The organism is Devosia sp. ZW T5_3 (genome assembly GCF_044987315.1).
Lineage (GTDB): Bacteria > Pseudomonadota > Alphaproteobacteria > Rhizobiales > Devosiaceae > Devosia.
Genome location: NZ_JBJDRE010000009.1, coordinates 147,084 through 163,727 on the forward strand (window position 1 = coordinate 147,084; position 16,644 = coordinate 163,727).

The following is a 16,644-nucleotide window of genomic DNA, read 5'->3' on the forward strand; positions in this document are numbered from 1 at the left end:
TAATTGAGTAAATACGTTTTGCTTTGGGCGGTCAAGCCCGCCAGACGGCCGCCGCCGCTTTGGCGAAGTCTGCAAAGGTCCGGGCTTTGCGCCCGGTCAGTTCCGGCACGGTGGCAGAGACGACAGTTGCTTCGTCACGGCTGATTGCCAGCTGGTCGCGGACCATGATGGCTATGGCGTGCGGTGGTATGCCGGCGCCTGCCAGAATGCCGGCAAATTGCGTCTCGGACAGCGCCTGATAGGCAATCGGCCGCCCCGCGGCTTCGGCGATCACTGCCGTCGCTTGCGCGAAGGTCAGCGCTTCCGGCCCGGTCAGGCTGTAGTGCTGACCTTCGTGCCCGCTCTCGGTCAGGGCTACCGCTGCCACCGCGGCAATATCCTCGGCATCGACAAACGCCACTGGCCCGCTGCCCGTCGCGGTAGCCACCATGCCGGCCCGCATGATGCCAGGCAACAGAAAACTCTCCGAAAAATTCTGGTTGAATCCGCCTGGGCGCAGAATGGTCCAATCCAGGCCGCTCTGGGCAATCAACTGCTCGAGCCGGAGGCGTGGGGACGTGTCTGGCTCGCCCGAAATGGTAACGCCCAAGGACGATACCGCAACGATCTTGCCCACGCCCGCCAGACGCGCCTCTTCGAGAAACGGCAAGACTGTCGCGTCCGGCTCCGCGCCGGGATCGGCAACGACCAGATAGACCGCTCTATTGCCCTCGAGCGCCGGCCCATAGGTGGCCTTGTCGTGCCAATCAAAATGGCTGGAGCCGGTAGCACTCCGGCTCGCGCTGCGGACGTCTACGCCACGGCTTTCCAGCATGGGTGCCAGCCGCCTGCCGATCATGCCATTGGAGCCAAGAACAAGTGCCGTTTGCTGCATTTTTGCATTCCTTTCGCGCCCGGCTCTTCTCTTGACGCCGGTCGCGACTATCTCGATGCTGCGGCTGCGCCAAACAACGCACCGCGAGGTAAGCAAAGGTCGCCCCATGTTGCATGAACCAGACCATCAACCCGTCGCTGCACCCGCCGACCCCGGCATGTCGCTGCAGGATTGCCCGCTCGATGCCGCCATCGTGGCGCTGGCCGGCAAGTGGAAACTGAGCCTGCTGCGCACGCTGTTCCTGGCCGGGCCGCACCGCTACAACCAATTGCTCAAGGCAATTCCCGGCATCAATCCTAAGGAGCTGACGCGCAATCTGCGCGAACTCGAATATGCCGGCCTCGTCCTGCGCGTGTCCGCCGACGCTTCTGCGGCCTATAGCCTGACCGAACTGGGCTTCACCCTGCGACCGGCCTTCCAGGCACTTGGGGAATTCGGTTCCCGCTACCGCCAGTCGCGGCAGCCGGTGGCCAAGGCCGGCTGATTGGACCTCTCCACAGCTTCCCCCGGCAAAAATTAGCATTTTTGGCCGAGATCGCTTACATATTGGCTAGTTCGAACAACCAAGAATCACCCAGTGACCGATACGCCTGACAACGGAACCGGTGCGCCGCAGCCGTCCGACATTTCCCTGATCTCGATCACCGACGAGATGCGCAAATCCTATCTCGATTACGCCATGAGCGTGATCGTGAGCCGGGCGCTGCCCGATGTGCGCGACGGGCTCAAGCCAGTGCATCGCCGCATCCTGTTTTCGATGAGCGAGAACGGCTACGAATATAACAAGCCCTATCGTAAATCGGCCCGCGTGGTCGGCGACGTTATCGGTAAATACCACCCCCACGGCGACAGCGCGGTCTATATGGCCCTGGTGCGCATGGCCCAGGACTTTTCCATGGGCGAATTGCTGGTGGAAGGGCAGGGCAACTTCGGCTCGGTCGATGGCGATATGCCCGCCGCCATGCGTTACACCGAAGTGCGCATGCAGCGCATCACCAATGCCTTGCTCGATGATCTCGACAAGGACACGGTCGATTTCCGCGACAACTATGACGGCTCCGAGCACGAGCCGACGGTGCTGCCCGCGCGGTTCCCCAATATGCTGGTCAATGGCGGCGGCGGCATTGCCGTGGGCATGGCCACCAATATCCCCACCCATAATCTGGGTGAGACGATCGACGCCGCGCTGCTGCTGCTCGACAACCCACTGGTCACTACCGAGCAGATCCTTGAAGTACTGCCCGGCCCCGACTTTCCGACGGGCGGCATCATTCTGGGCCGCGCGGGCATCCGCTCCGCCTATGAGACGGGCCGTGGCTCGGTGCTGGTGCGCGGGCGCGTGTCGGTCGAGGAAGTGCGCAAGGAGCGCGAGGCGCTCATCATCACCGAACTGCCTTATCAGGTGAACAAGGCCACCCTGGTCGAAAAGATCGCCGAACTGGTGCGCGACAAGCGCATCGAGGGCATTGCCGATATGCGCGACGAATCCTCGCGCGAAGGCATGCGCGTGGTGGTCGAAATCAAGCGCGATGCGCTGGCCGATGTGGTGCTGAACCAGCTCTATCGCTTCACGCAGCTGCAATCGTCCTTCGGCTGCAATTTCGTGGCGCTCAATGGCGGCAAGCCGCAATTGATGAACCTCAAGGAAATCCTCGAGGCCTTCATCGCCTTCCGCGAGGAAGTGGTGACCCGCCGTGCCCGGTTCCTGCTCAACAAGGCCCGTGACCGCGCTCATATCCTGGTCGGCCTGGCCGTTGCCGTCGCCAATATCGATGAAGTCATCGCGCTGATCCGCACCGCGCCCGATCCGGCGACGGCGCGCGAGCAATTGATGACCCGCCGCTGGCCGGCCGCCGATGTGGCGCCGCTGATCGCGCTGATCGATGATCCGCGCCACCGCATCAATGACGACGACACGTTCAATCTCTCCGAGGAACAGGCCCGCGCCATCCTCGAATTGCGCCTGGCCCGCCTGACGGCACTGGGTCGCGACGAAATCGGCGACGAACTGAATGGTCTTGGCACCGAGATCGAAGACTATCTCGATATCCTGCGCAGCCGCGAACGCGTGCAGACCATTATCCGCGAAGAACTGATCGCTATCCGCGACCAGTTCGCCACGCCCCGCCGCACCGAAATTTCCGACGTGGTCGGCGATTTCGACGATGAGGATCTGATCGCCCGCGAAGACATGGTCGTCACCGTCTCCCATGGCGGCTATATCAAGCGCGTGCCGCTCTCGACCTATCGGGCACAGAACCGTGGCGGCAAGGGCCGCTCGGGCATGGCGACCCGCGACGAGGATTTCGTCGCCCGCCTGTTCGTCGCCAATACCCATACCCCGGTGCTGTTCTTCACCAGCCGTGGCATTGCCTATAAGCTCAAGGTCTGGCGCCTGCCGCTGGCCGCCGCCAATGCGCGCGGCAAGGCTTTGATCAATATCCTGCCGCTGGAGCAGGGCGAGCGGATAACCTCGATCATGCCGCTGCCCGAGGATGAGGATAGCTGGGCAAACCTCGACATCATGTTCGCCACGACCCGCGGCACCGTGCGCCGCAACTCGCTGGCCGACTTTGTCGAAGTGCGCCAGAACGGCAAGATCGCCATGAAGCTCGATGAAGGCGACCAGATCGTCGGCGTCGAAACGGCCACCGCCAATCATGACGTGCTGCTGACCACGGCTTTGGGGCAGGCCATTCGCTTCCAGGTGGACGATGTCCGCGTGTTCAAGGGGCGTGACTCCATGGGCGTGCGCGGCATCCAGCTGGCCAAGGACGACGTGGTCATTTCCATGGCGGCCATCAACCACTCCGACGCCACGGCCGAAGAACGCGCCGCCTATCTCAAGATGAGCCGTGCGGTGCGTGGCGAAGGCGAGAGCGAGGAAACCGGTTCGGCGGACGAGGGCGATGTGGTTGCCGGCGAACTCAGCCAGGAACGTTACGCCCAGATGTCTGCCATCGAGCAGTTCATCCTGACCATCTCCGAAAACGGTTATGGCAAGCGCACCTCCAGCCACGAATACCGGATCACCGGCCGTGGCGGTAAGGGCATCGTCGCCATGGCGGTCAACAAGCGTAACGGCAATCTGGTCGCCAGTTTCCCCGTGGCCGATGACGACCAGATCATGCTGATCAGTGATGGGGGCCAAACCATCCGCCTGCCGGTTGGCGGCGACAAGCCGATCCGCATCGTCTCGCGCGGCAGCCAGGGCGTCATCGTCTTCGACACGGCGGAAGACGAAAAGGTGGTGTCGGTCGAGCATATCAGCGAGCCGGAGGACGACGAGGAAACTCCGGACACCCCGGAAGCTCCTGAGGCGCCCGAGGCGCCGGCTGACGAATAAAGAAAAGGGCGCTGCGGCGCCCTTTTTGTTGGCTGGTCTATCTGAGGAAGTGAAGGAAACAGAGGTTCCGCGGAAGCGGGAACCTCCCACGCTCCTCGTTTGACACGTTCGCACCTGCATTGCGAAAGTAGCGGACCAATGGGAGGCAAATATGAACAAGGGCTCGTGCCTATGCGGCGCCATCAGCTTTACGGTCGCGGGCGCTTTGCCCATGGGTTCGGCCTGCCATTGCACCAAGTGCCGCAAGCATACCGGCCATTATGAAGCCGGCGTCGACGTGCCGCGCTCGGTGGTGGCGATCGAGGGCGGGGAGCATGTGACCTGGTATCATTCGTCGGAAAAGGTCCGGCGCGGCTTTTGCGCCATCTGCGGCTCGTCGCTGTTCTTCGATCCGGTGCATCGCGACTGGATCGGCATCTCCCTGGGCGCGTTCGACACGCCCACCCATACCAAGCTGGCGATGCATATCTTCGTGGCGGACAAGGGGGATTACTACGAGATCGCGGATGGGGTGCCGCAGAATTTGCAGTGAGCCCACGAGACCTCCCCAAACAAAAAGGGACCCTTTCGGGTCCCTTTTCTCATCGCATAAAAGCGGCTTAAGCCGAGTAGTACATTTCGTATTCGACCGGATGCGGGGTCTGCTCGAACTTGACGACTTCGGTCATCTTCAGCTCGATATAGCTGTCGATCTGGTCGTTGTCGAACACGCCGCCGGCGAGCAGGAACTCGCGGTCGGCATCCAGGCTCGTCAGGGCTTCGCGCAGCGAGCCGCAGACATGCGGGATCTGCATCAGTTCCTGGCGCGGCAGCTCGTACAGATCCTTGTCCATCGGCTCGCCGGGGTGGATCTTGTTCTTGATGCCGTCGAGGCCGGCCATGAGCATGGCCGAGAAGGCCAGGTATGGGTTGGCCAGCGGATCGGGGAAGCGGATTTCGATGCGCTTGGACTTCGGCGATTGGCCGAAGGGGATACGGCAGGAAGCCGAACGGTTGCGGGCCGAATAGGCCAGCAGCACGGGGGCTTCAAAGCCCGGCACCAGGCGCTTGTAGCTATTGGTGGTCGGGTTGGTGAAGGCGTTGATCGCCTTGGCGTGCTTGATGATACCGCCGATATAATACAGCGCTTCCATCGAGAGGCCTGCATACTGGTCGCCGGCGAATAGCGGCTTGCCGTCCTTCCAGATCGACTGGTGGCAGTGCATGCCCGAGCCATTGTCGCCGAAGATCGGCTTTGGCATGAAGGTCACGGTCTTGCCATAGGCATTGGCGACCTGGTGGATGACGTACTTGTAGATCTGCACGTCATCGGCAGCCTTGATCATCGGCGCAAACTTGATGCCGAGTTCGTGCTGGGCCGAAGCCACTTCGTGGTGGTGCTTTTCGACGACCACGCCCATGTCGGCCATGGCAGCCAGCATTTCGCCACGGATATCCTGCGCGCTATCGAGCGGAGGAACCGGGAAATAGCCCTTCTTGAGGCCGATATGGTGGCCGTTATTGCCGGCTTCATAAGCGGTGTCGTTGTTGGAGGGCAGCTCGGGGTGATCGACCTCGAAGCCCACCTTGAACGGGGTATTGGAATACTTCACGTCGTCGAACATGAAGAATTCGGGCTCGGCGCCGAACACGACCGTGTCGCCAATGCCCGATGCCTTGAGGAAGGCTTCGGCCTTCTTGGCCGTGGTGCGCGGATCGCGGCTATAGGGCTGGTAGGTCAGGGGCTCGAGAATGTCGCAGTTCACCACCAGCGTGGACGCGCCGAAGAAGGGGTCCATATAGTGCGAATTGGGATCGGGCATCAGCACCATGTCGGACTCGTTGATGGCCTTCCAGCCACCGATCGAGGAACCGTCGAACATGGTGCCTTCTTCGAACAGGTCCTCATCGACGATCGACACGTCGAGCGTGACGTGCTGCAGCTTGCCGCGTGGGTCGGTGAAGCGCAGGTCGAGATACTTGATGTTCTCGTCTTTGATCTTCTGAAGGAGGTCGCTTCCGGTGGTCATTAGGTCTTCCCCTGTCTAAATCGGAATGCTTGTTGTTTGTCTCGGGCGCGTCGCTTCTAAAGGGGAGGGCCTTTAGAGCGCGTCGTCGCCAAATTCGCCGGTGCGGATTCGGATAGCCTGTTCGATCGAGTAAACGAAGATCTTGCCATCGCCAATGCGACCAGTTTGTGCTGCGTTGCGGATCGCTTCGATGGCTTTTTCGGCGAGCTCGTCGGGGCACACGACCTCGACCTTCACCTTGGGCAGGAAATCCACGACATATTCGGCGCCGCGATAAAGTTCAGTGTGGCCCTTTTGCCGGCCGAAGCCTTTCGCCTCGGTAACGGTGATGCCCTGCAGGCCAACCTCCTGCAGCGCCTCTTTGACTTCGTCGAGCTTGAACGGCTTTACGATAGCCTCGATTTTTTTCAATTGAGCCTCCACGTGCCTGATTTAGGCGGATACCGCCATCCCGTATGCATGGCCTGTGCCACGCTGACACAAACATAAAAAAGATTGTGTTGCTAAAGACTTGCTGGCTTCAGCTGAAGTGTACCAACACGGCGGATAGGCAGTTGCTGATCAAAAATGCGCCGTGATGCATAGATTTTGTGCAATTATTGAGCCTCCAGTGAGCGGCCGAGCCAAAAATGACTATGATGACGCCATTGCGCTGTGTCCAGCGTCGACCATGTTCGCCATCCGCGGCACGAGATCGCCCAGGTCTTCGCCATTCCCGCAAAATAGCCAACCAAGGCTTTGACTGGCCGTTGAAGTTAGGCTAGACCCACGCGCAACCCGGCCAGACGGGTACCCTTGCGGGTGTGGCGGAATTGGTAGACGCACTGGATTTAGGTTCCAGCGCCGCAAGGCGTGGAGGTTCGAGTCCTCTCACCCGCACCACAATTGGACACTGGCCCTGACATTAATTGAATACGGGATTGAACCGAATGCAGGTTACCGAAACCCTCAATGAGGGCCTGAAGCGCAAGCTCAGCGTTACCATTCCGGCCGCCGACCTGGTCACACGCCTCGATGCCAAGCTCCAGGAGCTCAAGGGCCAGGCCAATATCAAGGGCTTCCGTCCGGGCAAGGTGCCGACCTCTTATCTCAAGAAGGTCTATGGCCGCTCCGCCATGAGCGAAGTGATGACCGACGCGATCAACGCGACCGTCTCCGAGACCCTGGACAAGCGCGAAGAACGCGCTGCCGCCCAGCCCAAGGTTGATCTGCCTGAAGATCAGGCCGTGATCAACGAAGTGCTCGACGGCAATGCCGACCTGGCATTCGTGGTTGAATATGAAGTTCTGCCCCCGGTCGAGCTGATGGACCTAAAGGGCGTCAAGCTCGACAAGCCCGTCGTTGAAGTCACCGACGAAGAGCTGGATGCCGAAGTCAACCGCGTGTTCGCCCAGAACCGCGGCTATACCGACAAGGGAGACGAAGGCGTTGTCGAAAACGGCGATCGCCTGGGTCTGTCCTTCGTTGGCAAGATCGATGGCAAGCCCTTCGATGGCGGCACGTCCGACCATGCGCACCTCACTGTTGGCTCGGGCGAGTTCATCCCCGGCTTTGAAGAGCAGCTGATCGGCGTCAAGAAGGGCGGCTCCAAGGAAGTCAAAGTGACGTTCCCGGCCGACTACCAGAGCGAAGAGCTTGCCGGTAAGGACGCCGTGTTCGACGTCACCGTGCTGCATGTTGATGGCCCCAATACGGGCGAGCTGGACGACGAATTCGCCAAGCGCCTCGGCGTTGAAGACGTCGCCGCGCTGCGCAATGCCGTCAAGGAACAGATGGAAGCCGCGCTCGTCTCGATGAGCCGCCAGCACGTCAAGCGCCAGATTCTGGACGCACTCGATGACGGTCACAAGTTCGACGTCCCGGCCCAGCTGGTCGACGCCGAATTCGAGACCATCTGGAGCCGCGTGCAGCACGAAGTGGAAAGCCACGGCCGTTCCTTCGAAGACGAAGGCACCACCGAGGAAGCCGCTCGCGAGCAGTACCGCAAGATCGCCGAGCGCCGCGTGCGCCTGGGCTTGGTCGTTGCCGAAATCGGTAACAAGAACGACGTCAACGTCACCGAGGAAGAGCACCAGCAGGCGCTGATCGCCGAAGTGCGCCGCTTCCCTGGCCAGGAACAGCAGGTCTATGACTATTATCGCAAGAACCCGCAGGCTCTTGCCGGTCTTCGCGCTCCGGTGTTCGAGAACAAGGTCGTCGACTATGTCGCCAGCCTGGGCGAAATCACTGACAAGAAGATGACCCGCGCTGAACTGGCCAAGCTGATCCAGGCCGACGAGGATGAGGTTCCGGAAGAGCACCACCATTAAGGTGTTCTGATTTAGATACGAATTTTGAGAGCCGCCCAGAAATGGGCGGCTTTTTGTTTTTGCTGTGGACGCTGTGTTTGACCTCATCCTGAGCCTGTCGAAGGATGGGGTCAAACCTGCCACAGTACCACGCCCTCGTGGTTCGACAGGCTCACCATGAGGTCTGTTGGAAATTCGGAGTTACCCCGTTGATTGCTTCCAGCCCCGATATCCTGCTCACCCCCAGCCAGATGGCCGAGGCCGATCGCCTTGCGGTGCAGGGCGGCACTAAGTCGCTGGCCTTGATGGAGGCGGCCGGCAAGGCCGTGGTCGAGGCCATAACCGAGCGCTATTACCAGCGTTCGGCTGTGGTGCTGTGCGGACCAGGCAATAATGGTGGCGATGGATTCGTCGTGGCGCGGCTGCTCAAACAGCGCGGCTGGCCGGTGCAATTGCGGCTGATCGGCTCGCGCGAGGCGCTCAAGGGCGACGCGGCAGTGGTCGCGGGCCAGTGGACCGGCCGGGTGGAGGCGCCCACGGCAGCCGATATCGAGAATGCCGATCTGGTGGTGGACGCGCTGCTGGGCGCGGGGCTGGACCGCGATGTGGAAGGTGCGTTCAAGGAGATCATCGAGGCGGTCAATGCCAGTTCGCGACCGGTGGTGAGCATTGATGTGCCCAGCGGCATTGACGGCGCGTCGGGCCGGGTGCGCGGCGCCGCTATGCAGGCGGAAATGACGGTGACCTTCTTCCGCCTCAAGCCCGGCCATCTGCTGCAGCCGGGGCGTACGCTGTGCGGCGAGGTGGTGCTGGGCGACATCGGCATTCCCGATGGCGTGCTCAACCAGATTGCCCCAAACGCCTGGCAGAATACGCCCAGCCTATGGTCGCTGCCCGCGCCAGGCGAGGAGGGTAACAAATTCGATCGCGGCCATTGTGTCGTGGTCTCGGGCGGGCCGTTGCAGACTGGGGCGGCGCGGTTGGCTGCTATGGGCGCGTTCCGGGCCGGGGCGGGGCTGGTGTCGCTGACCGGCTCCGAGCAGGCGCTGTTGGTGCATGCGGCCCATGTCACGGCCATCATGCTCAAGCCGGCTGCGGACACGGCCGCGCTGGCGGAATTGCTAGGCGACAAGCGGGTGCGCTCGGTGGTGATCGGGCCGGCGGCGGGGATTGGGCAGCAGACGCGGGACAATGTGCTGACGGTGTTGGCTGCGGAGGCCGCAGTGGTGCTTGATGCCGATGCGCTGACCAGCTTTTCGGGCGACGCGAGCGCGTTGTTCGCGGCGGTTCGGGCCAAGCCACGCCCGGTGGTGATCACGCCGCACGAAGGCGAATTCCAACGGCTGTTTGGCGATGTGCCGGGTGGCAAGCTCGACATGGCGCGGGCCGCGGCCGCGCATTCAGGCACTATCGTCGTGCTCAAGGGCAGCGACACGGTTATCGCCGCGCCCGATGGCCGCGCCGCGCTCAATGCCAATGCGCCGGCCTGGCTGGGCACGGCCGGCTCGGGCGATGTGCTGGCCGGCATCATCGCCGGGCTGATGGGGCAGGGCATGGCAGGCTGGGAAGCCGCCTGCGCCGGCGTGTGGCTGCATGCGGAGGCCGCGAACCGCTTTGGTGGGCCGGGGCTGATCAGCGAAGACCTGCCGCTGCTGATTCCGGGCGTGTTGGCGAGCCTTTAGGAGCGCTTGCGCGCCACAATATAGGGGCGGTAATCGTTCCCCTTGGTCGCGTGCTTTTCCACCGCGACGATCTCGAATCCTGCAGCTTTGATCTGCTGCTTCAGCTCTGCGGCGCGGAACACGCTGGCATGCGGGGCCTTGCCGATGGCGCACATGGCCGGCAGCAGGAGCATCGGGATCAGCGGGTTCATTTCGCCTACACAGGGCGTCTTGGAGATGAACACACCGTCGTCGGCGAGCAGCGCATGGATCTGCCGCAGGGTGGCGGGAAGGTCGCGGACCAGATGGAGATAGCTGAAGCCGAGGACCGCATCGAACTGGCCTGCTTCGGGCATCAGCGCCTCGGCGGTCGCGGTGCGGAACGACAATGCGGGGATCGGCTTGGCGGCGTGCTTTTCCCCGGCAATGGCGATCATTGCTACGGAAATATCGGTCGCCAGGTAGAGCCGGACATCGCCCGCCAGCAGAAGCGCGGTGCTTCCTGTGCCGCAGCCCAGTTCCAGCACGCGCGAATCGGGGCGCAAGACAGCGCGGGTGCGGTCCAGCGTGCGTTCATATCCGGCCTGATCCGCCATCGCGGAAGCAGCATAATGGCGGGATGTCCGGTCCCAGAACCGGGCGTCGCTCTCGGTGCTCATCGTGATGTGCTCCTTGGGCAGACGCCCGGCCTCTGGCATGAGCCTAGTTTATCGCATTCACGCTGATCAACTGGCCGGAAAAGCCGCAGGATGCGCCGTGGTAGGAGATGCAGCCGCTGCGTTCCTCGAGGTTGAGGAAGCCGTCTTCGTCGAAATTGACGCCGATTTCGCAATAGCGCTCATTGGTCAGCGGGCTGGTCGAATTGGCTTCGTAATCCTCGTTCTCGACGAAGAAATTGCCGCCTGTCTCATCCATGATCATTTCGCCGTTGATGCCACCGCCGCAACCAGGGATGTCATTTTCCATCGGCACGGTTGTAGTTATCGAGATGGCGTAGACGTCGTTCTGCAAATGCGTGATTTCGGCGCTCAGCTCGCCTTCGCCGGAGCCGACGAATTGCCCGACCTTGTCGCCCAGCGGGCCGGTATCCTGGGCAAAGGCGGGGCCGGCAAGCAGGGCCAGAGTTGCAGCGAGAACAGGTAGTCGGATCATCAGGTCACCGGGAAATCGAGTTGGACATAATCGTTAGACGCCACCGCGCCATCAAACCTTTGGCAGAAATTTGCGAATCCGCAGTTTTTTCTGCCTGATCGAGATGCATTGTCGCGCGCCCGGCAATTGTCTAGAACCTGCGCCCATGAAACAAGTCACTTTCACCCTTTCCGCCACCGACGGCTTGGCCCGGCGCGGCCGTATCGACATGCCGCGCGGCGATATCCAGACCCCCGCCTTCATGCCGGTGGGTACGGCCGGCACCGTCAAGGCCATGTATCCCGAACAGGTCCGCGCCACCGGCGCCGATATCCTGCTGGGCAATACCTATCACCTGATGCTGCGCCCCGGCGCCGAGCGCGTCGCTTCGCTGGGTGGTCTGCACACGTTCATGGATTGGGAGCGTCCGATCCTCACCGATAGCGGCGGCTTCCAGGTCATGTCGCTGGCCCAATTGCGCAAGCTGACCGAGCGCGGCGTCACGTTCAAATCGCATATCGACGGCTCCTCCCACGAGCTGACGCCAGAGCGTTCCATCGAAATCCAGACCCTGCTCGATAGCGACATCATCATGCAGCTCGACGAGTGCATTGCGCTGCCCGCTGAGCGCAAGGAAATCGAGCGCGCCATGGAGCTCTCACTCCGCTGGGCCGATCGCTCCAAGACCGCGTTCAACAACCAGCTCAATCGCGCCCTGTTCGGCATCGTGCAGGGCGGCGACGACGCCGAGCTGCGCGCCCGTTCGGCACAGGGGCTCAAATCCATCGGCTTTGACGGTTATGCCGTGGGGGGCCTGGCTGTGGGCGAGCCGCAGGACGTCATGTTCCGCGTGCTTGAAGACATCACGCCCGAACTGCCGACGGATCGCCCGCGCTACCTCATGGGCGTCGGCAAGCCTGACGACATTCTTGGCGCCATTGGCCGGGGCATCGACATGTTCGATTGCGTCCACCCCACACGGGCCGGTCGCCACGGCCACGTCTATACCCGCTTCGGCGTCATCAATCTGAAAAACGCCCGGCATAAGGATGATCATCGTCCGATCGACGAGGCCTCGCCCAATCCAAATTGCCGCCGCTTTTCGCGCGCCTATCTCCATCACCTTGTTAAGACTGAAGAGATTTTGGGCGCGATGGTCCTTTCCCAGATCAACCTGCACTATTATCAAGAGCTGGTTCAGGGCTGCCGGGGGGCAATCGAGGCTGGCCGGTTTACCGATTTTGCGGCGGAAATGCGGGCGGCATGGGCCGCTGGCGATCTGCCGGTTCTTTAACGTTCAGAAAAAGGGTTCAACGTCATGGCGAAATCCGGGCGCAAGGCGGGCTTCGAAGCCCTTGGCAAGCTCAAGAAGCGCCTGGCTGACCAGCCCATGCGCGTGCAATTCGCGGTCGATCCCAACCGGTTCAAGCGCTATTCGGCTGCCGGCGCGGGCATCCTGCTGGACTATTCCAAGAACCGCATCGATGAAGACGTCATGGCCGCTTTGTTCGACCTGGCCCGCGCTGCCGGGGTGGAAGAACGCCGCGACGAGATGTGCGAAGGCGAACATATCAACATCACCGAGGATCGCGCGGTGATGCATATGGCCTTGCGCTATCAGGGCGATCATCCGGTGCCGGTGGACGGCAAGGATGTGATGCCCGACATCCGCGCCGTGCTGGCCCATGTCGAAAGCTTCACCAACGCAGTGCGCAATGGCGAAATCCGCGGCCAGACCGGCGAGCAGTTCACCGATATCGTCAATATCGGTATCGGCGGCTCCGACCTCGGGCCTGCCATGGTGACGCTGGCGCTCGAGCCCTATACCCGCGCCGACCTGCGCGCCCATTACGTGTCCAATGTCGATGGCGCCCATATCCACGATATTCTCAAGCGCCTCGACCCCAAGAAGACGCTGTTTATCGTTGCCTCAAAGACTTTTACCACCGACGAGACGATGACCAATGCGGGTTCGGCCCGCAAATGGATCGCCGATGCGCTGGGTGATGCCGCGGTGGCCGACCACTTCGCCGCCGTCTCGACCAATATCCCTGCTTGCCAGAAATTCGGCATTCGCGAAGACCGCATTTTCGGTTTCTGGGACTGGGTCGGCGGCCGCTATTCGGTCTGGTCGGCCATTGGCCTGCCGATTGCCCTGGCCGTCGGCTACGACAATTTCGCCGCCTTCCTCAAAGGCGCCGACGCCATGGACCGGCACTTCCTCAGCACGCCGCTGGAGGAAAACCTGCCGGTGATCATGGGCCTGCTGGGCGTCTGGTATCGCAATGTCTGGGGTTTTTCGACCCATGCCGTGTTGCCCTATGACCAGCGTCTGAGCCGCTTTGCCGCCTATCTGCAGCAGCAGGATATGGAATCGAATGGCAAGTCGGTGACGCTGGCTGGCAAGCCCGTCGCCTGGTCCACCGGCCCCATCGTCTGGGGCGAGCCGGGCACCAATGGGCAGCACGCTTTCTACCAGCTGATCCATCAGGGCACAGACGTCATTCCGGCCGATTTTCTGATCGCCGCCCGGCCGCATGAATCGCTGCCGCCGCATCACGACAAGCTGGTTGCCAATGTTCTGGCCCAGTCCGAAGCGCTGATGCTGGGCAAGACCGAGGAAGAGGTCGTCGCCGAACTCAAAGCGCAGGGTCTCGACAAGGCCGCGATCAAGGAACTGGCTCCGCACAAGGTATTCCCCGGCAATCGCCCGTCCAATACCCTGTTCTATCAGCAGCTTACGCCGGAGACGCTGGGTTCGCTGGTGGCGCTTTACGAGCACAAGGTGTTCACCCAGGGCGTCATCTGGAACGTCAATTCCTATGATCAATGGGGCGTGGAACTGGGCAAGCAATTGGCCAAGGCGCTGCTGCCCAAGGTCGAAGGCAAGGAAAGCGGGGAGGGGCATGACAGCTCCACCCGGGGCCTGCTAGCCTATTATCTCGCCAACAAGGGCTAGACGCTTGACGATCACCACCGAAGAACAGCTTGAACGGCTCAAGGCCATCGGCCGCATCTGCGCCATCACCCGCGACGCCATGGCTGCGGCCATGCGTCCGGGCATGACCACGGCTGAGCTCGACGAATTCGGCGCAAAGCTGCTGGCCGAGCATGGTGCGCGCTCGGCACCGATGATCACCTATGATTTCCCCGGCGCCACCTGCATTTCGGTCAACGAGGAAATCGCCCACGGCATTCCCGGCGATCGGGTGCTGCGCGAAGGCGATCTGGTCAATATCGACGTCTCAGCCGAAAAAGACGGCGTCTTCGCCGATACCGGAGCGTCCTTTGTGCTGGGCATTGGCGACAAACGACTCGACGCGCTGTGCCGCGACGGCAAAAAGGCCATGTGGACCGGTATCCGCGCCGTCAAAGCCGGCGCGCCGCTGGCTGATATCGGCGACGCTATCGGCAAATTCGCCAAGAAGGGCGGCTATACGCTGATCCGCAATCTCGCCAGCCATGGCGTTGGCGACAGCCTGCACGACGAGCCCGGCGAGATCGCCACCTGGCCCGACAAGACCGAACGCCGCCGCATGACCAATGGCCTGGTCTTCACCATCGAGCCCTTCCTGTCGCTGGGCGGCAAGATGGCCGATCAGAAGTCGGACGATGACGAATGGACGCTGGTCAGCACGCCATCGGCGCCCTGCGTGCAATATGAGCATACCGTTGTGGCGACGCCGCGCGGTGCTGTGGTGGTGACGCTGGCGGCTTAGGCCTAAAGCGCTACCAGCACCATCGGCCCGAGCAGCACCAGTGCGATGGCGATCAGAAAGCGCAAATTGCCCAATTGGCGCAGGGTGGGCACGCTGAGCAGGGTGGACAGCACCCAGAAGCCGGCCAGCACGATCAGGACCGGCGTCAGTGGCGACAGCGCGAAGGCCGTGCCTTCGGTGAGCTGCAGATAGGCCATGTGGCCGCCGACAAAGCCCAATAGCGCAGTGATCACCACCGTTACGGCCTTGGAGACGATCAGCAGCGCCATGTCGATGGTGTTGCTGGTGATGAGCAAGGCCAGCCCGGTCGCGGTGACATGGACGGCAGCCAAGGTCGTGAACAGGCGATTGTCGGCCAGCAGCGGTACGATCTCGGGCGGCGCGCGCAGCGGCAGCGAGCCGACCATCGGCAGGTTGGCGCCATATTGCGCCAGCAGCAGGATAACATAGAGCATCACCAGCGTGCCGACCGCGAAGGTCAGCGCGGTCACGGCCAGCACCTTGAGTAGATCGAGACTACCTTGCGACACGGGCACGATCCAGATGATGAAGAGGGGAGATGGTATGCCGGGAGGGGGTCGAACCCTCGACCATTCGATTAAAAGTCGAATGCTCTACCACTGAGCTACCGGCACAGACCGAAACGGCCAACGCCATCGGCGCTGCGGCGGAACATAGCCAGACAACTTCCACTGTCAACCGCAATTGCGCCACTTGCTGCCTCAGTTGGGGAGAGGTGAGCCGGTAAATGGCATCGGCGTGCATGAAATCGATACGGTTTCCAGCCTGGTGCACAGCGCCCGGGCCGCGGAAATATCGGCTATCGGGCCGACGATAAGGCGCTTTTCGTCGCTGTCCAATTGATCCGCCAGACGCGGTGCGAGGCCGAGGAGGAGCGGGCCGACCTTGCTGGAAATGTCGTTCCAGGCCAGGTTTGCGTCACCAGCGGCGATTTCCGCGCCCAGCGCAATGCCAAAGGCTATGGCCGGCTGGCTATCGATGCCAGCGGTTTCGATCGGGTCGGGCAGGGCCTGTTCGACGGGCGGCAAGGCTTGGGGCATGGGCTGTTGACTGACTTTGACCGAGCCGCCCTCGGCCGGCAAGACCACGGCTTCGCCATCGCCAATGGACGAAGTCAGCGTGCTGCGGTCGATATTGGCGCTATCGGGGACGGCCTCGAGCAGACGGGGAATGCTGACTTCGAGCGCGCCAACGCGGCGCGTTACCTCGCCGCCCGATTGCTCCTGTAGAGAAAACCGGGTCAGCAGGGTGGCGTTTTCAGTTGTGAGGCGCAGGGTTTCGCTGCGCAATTGAGCCACATCGCTGCGCAATTGCTCGACCGAAGCGCCCTCAATGCGAGTCTTGTGCAGGCCTGCCAGCAGGCTGGGCGGGATGATTGCCGACACATTGGCGCTGAACACGGCGACGCCACCAATCATCAGCGCCACAAGTCCCCAAGTGGTGACATCCGATTGCCGGAATTGTTCCGATGCGTTAGCCAATGCCGCCACCCCGCGACGCAGTCGAATCAAGTCTTGCGTCGAATATTACAATGCCGCCCCTGTTATCGGTTCGCCAACTCTTGCGTGCCATAAATTTGTGAAAATCGGCGACGA

At 61.9% G+C, this 16,644-nt stretch carries 15 protein-coding genes and 2 tRNA genes; 9 read left to right on the plus strand and 8 right to left on the minus strand.

Annotation, left to right across the window (positions count from 1 at the left end; translation table 11 throughout):
• Positions 1–31: 31 nt before the first annotated feature.
• Positions 32–874, minus strand: coding sequence for an NAD(P)H-binding protein (locus ACI3KW_RS13165; protein WP_404848446.1), 843 nt, complete (start codon positions 872–874; stop codon positions 32–34).
• A gap of 106 nt (positions 875–980) precedes the next feature.
• Between ACI3KW_RS13165 and ACI3KW_RS13170 the strand changes: the two genes are divergently transcribed.
• The 3 genes from ACI3KW_RS13170 to ACI3KW_RS13180 all read left to right on the plus strand — a co-directional run bounded on the left by ACI3KW_RS13170 (position 981) and on the right by ACI3KW_RS13180 (position 4,752).
• Positions 981–1,358, plus strand: coding sequence for a winged helix-turn-helix transcriptional regulator (locus ACI3KW_RS13170; protein ID WP_404848447.1), 378 nt, complete (start codon positions 981–983; stop codon positions 1,356–1,358).
• 93 nt (positions 1,359–1,451) lie between these two features.
• Complete coding sequence (gene gyrA / locus ACI3KW_RS13175; protein WP_404848448.1) at positions 1,452–4,220, plus strand: DNA gyrase subunit A; 2,769 nt, start codon at positions 1,452–1,454, stop codon at positions 4,218–4,220.
• 151 nt (positions 4,221–4,371) lie between these two features.
• Positions 4,372–4,752, plus strand: a complete 381-nt coding sequence (locus ACI3KW_RS13180; protein WP_404848449.1) for a GFA family protein — start codon at positions 4,372–4,374, stop codon at positions 4,750–4,752.
• Between the two features lie 67 nt (positions 4,753–4,819).
• On the opposite strand, the gene glnA is transcribed toward ACI3KW_RS13180, so the two are convergent.
• Both glnA and ACI3KW_RS13190 read right to left on the minus strand, forming a co-directional pair.
• Positions 4,820–6,229, minus strand: a complete 1,410-nt coding sequence (glnA, locus tag ACI3KW_RS13185) for a type I glutamate--ammonia ligase (protein ID WP_262168179.1) — start codon at positions 6,227–6,229, stop codon at positions 4,820–4,822.
• A 72-nt stretch (positions 6,230–6,301) separates the two neighbouring features.
• On the minus strand, positions 6,302–6,640 hold the full coding sequence (locus ACI3KW_RS13190; RefSeq protein ID WP_035079039.1) for a P-II family nitrogen regulator: 339 nt from the start codon (positions 6,638–6,640) through the stop codon (positions 6,302–6,304).
• 386 nt (positions 6,641–7,026) lie between these two features.
• Here ACI3KW_RS13190 and ACI3KW_RS13195 point away from each other — a divergent pair.
• The 3 genes from ACI3KW_RS13195 (at position 7,027) to ACI3KW_RS13205 (ending at position 10,199) form a co-directional block, all read left to right on the plus strand.
• Positions 7,027–7,111 (plus strand) — tRNA-Leu (locus ACI3KW_RS13195).
• 47 nt (positions 7,112–7,158) lie between these two features.
• Entirely contained in the window at positions 7,159–8,538 is a 1,380-nt protein-coding gene (tig, locus tag ACI3KW_RS13200; RefSeq protein ID WP_113120732.1) for a trigger factor, read from the plus strand.
• A gap of 188 nt (positions 8,539–8,726) precedes the next feature.
• Entirely contained in the window at positions 8,727–10,199 is a 1,473-nt protein-coding gene (locus ACI3KW_RS13205; protein WP_404848450.1) for an NAD(P)H-hydrate epimerase, read from the plus strand.
• Here the strand turns inward: ACI3KW_RS13205 and ACI3KW_RS13210 are convergent.
• A complete protein-coding gene (locus ACI3KW_RS13210; RefSeq protein ID WP_404848451.1) occupies positions 10,196–10,837 on the minus strand; it encodes a class I SAM-dependent methyltransferase in 642 nt (213 codons plus the stop codon). The genes ACI3KW_RS13205 and ACI3KW_RS13210 overlap by 4 nt on opposite strands.
• A 43-nt stretch (positions 10,838–10,880) precedes the next feature.
• Entirely contained in the window at positions 10,881–11,330 is a 450-nt protein-coding gene (locus ACI3KW_RS13215) for a hypothetical protein (RefSeq protein ID WP_113120729.1), read from the minus strand.
• Between the two features lie 145 nt (positions 11,331–11,475).
• Here ACI3KW_RS13215 and tgt point away from each other — a divergent pair, with 145 nt between their 5' ends.
• From tgt to map, 3 genes are read left to right on the plus strand one after another with little or no spacing between them, the layout of a single operon-like run.
• Positions 11,476–12,603 (plus strand): tRNA guanosine(34) transglycosylase Tgt, encoded by a 1,128-nt coding sequence (gene tgt, locus ACI3KW_RS13220; protein WP_404848452.1) that lies wholly within the window; start codon positions 11,476–11,478, stop codon positions 12,601–12,603.
• Positions 12,604–12,627: 24 nt separating this feature from the next.
• Positions 12,628–14,268 carry a glucose-6-phosphate isomerase gene (gene pgi / locus ACI3KW_RS13225; protein ID WP_404848453.1) on the plus strand — a complete coding sequence of 547 codons (1,641 nt, stop codon included), beginning with the start codon at positions 12,628–12,630 and terminating at the stop codon, positions 14,266–14,268.
• A 4-nt stretch (positions 14,269–14,272) separates the two neighbouring features.
• The gene (gene map, locus ACI3KW_RS13230; RefSeq protein ID WP_404848454.1) at positions 14,273–15,028 is read left to right on the plus strand and encodes a type I methionyl aminopeptidase; all 756 of its coding nucleotides are present in this window, start codon (positions 14,273–14,275) and stop codon (positions 15,026–15,028) included.
• A gap of 2 nt (positions 15,029–15,030) precedes the next feature.
• On the opposite strand, the gene ACI3KW_RS13235 is transcribed toward map, so the two are convergent.
• The 3 genes from ACI3KW_RS13235 to ACI3KW_RS13245 form a co-directional block, all read right to left on the minus strand.
• Positions 15,031–15,558, minus strand: a complete 528-nt coding sequence (locus ACI3KW_RS13235) for a hypothetical protein (protein WP_404848455.1) — start codon at positions 15,556–15,558, stop codon at positions 15,031–15,033.
• 30 nt (positions 15,559–15,588) lie between these two features.
• A tRNA-Lys gene (locus tag ACI3KW_RS13240) sits at positions 15,589–15,663 on the minus strand.
• An 87-nt stretch (positions 15,664–15,750) separates the two neighbouring features.
• Positions 15,751–16,530, minus strand: coding sequence for a hypothetical protein (locus ACI3KW_RS13245; protein WP_404848456.1), 780 nt, complete (start codon positions 16,528–16,530; stop codon positions 15,751–15,753).
• Between the last annotated feature and the right edge of the window lie 114 nt (positions 16,531–16,644).

Excerpts from the sequence above, each read along its gene's own strand:
- ACI3KW_RS13165 (WP_404848446.1), bottom strand. The coding sequence starts at position 874 with ATGCAGCAAACGGCACTTGTTCTTGGCTCCAATGGCATGATCGGCAGG.
- ACI3KW_RS13170 (WP_404848447.1), top strand. The coding sequence starts at position 981 with ATGTTGCATGAACCAGACCATCAACCCGTCGCTGCACCCGCCGACCCC.
- ACI3KW_RS13180 (WP_404848449.1), top strand. The coding sequence starts at position 4,372 with ATGAACAAGGGCTCGTGCCTATGCGGCGCCATCAGCTTTACGGTCGCG.
- glnA (WP_262168179.1), bottom strand. The coding sequence starts at position 6,229 with ATGACCACCGGAAGCGACCTCCTTCAGAAGATCAAAGACGAGAACATC.
- tig (WP_113120732.1), top strand. The coding sequence starts at position 7,159 with ATGCAGGTTACCGAAACCCTCAATGAGGGCCTGAAGCGCAAGCTCAGC.
- ACI3KW_RS13210 (WP_404848451.1), bottom strand. The coding sequence starts at position 10,837 with ATGAGCACCGAGAGCGACGCCCGGTTCTGGGACCGGACATCCCGCCAT.
- ACI3KW_RS13215 (WP_113120729.1), bottom strand. The coding sequence starts at position 11,330 with ATGATCCGACTACCTGTTCTCGCTGCAACTCTGGCCCTGCTTGCCGGC.
- tgt (WP_404848452.1), top strand. The coding sequence starts at position 11,476 with ATGAAACAAGTCACTTTCACCCTTTCCGCCACCGACGGCTTGGCCCGG.
- pgi (WP_404848453.1), top strand. The coding sequence starts at position 12,628 with ATGGCGAAATCCGGGCGCAAGGCGGGCTTCGAAGCCCTTGGCAAGCTC.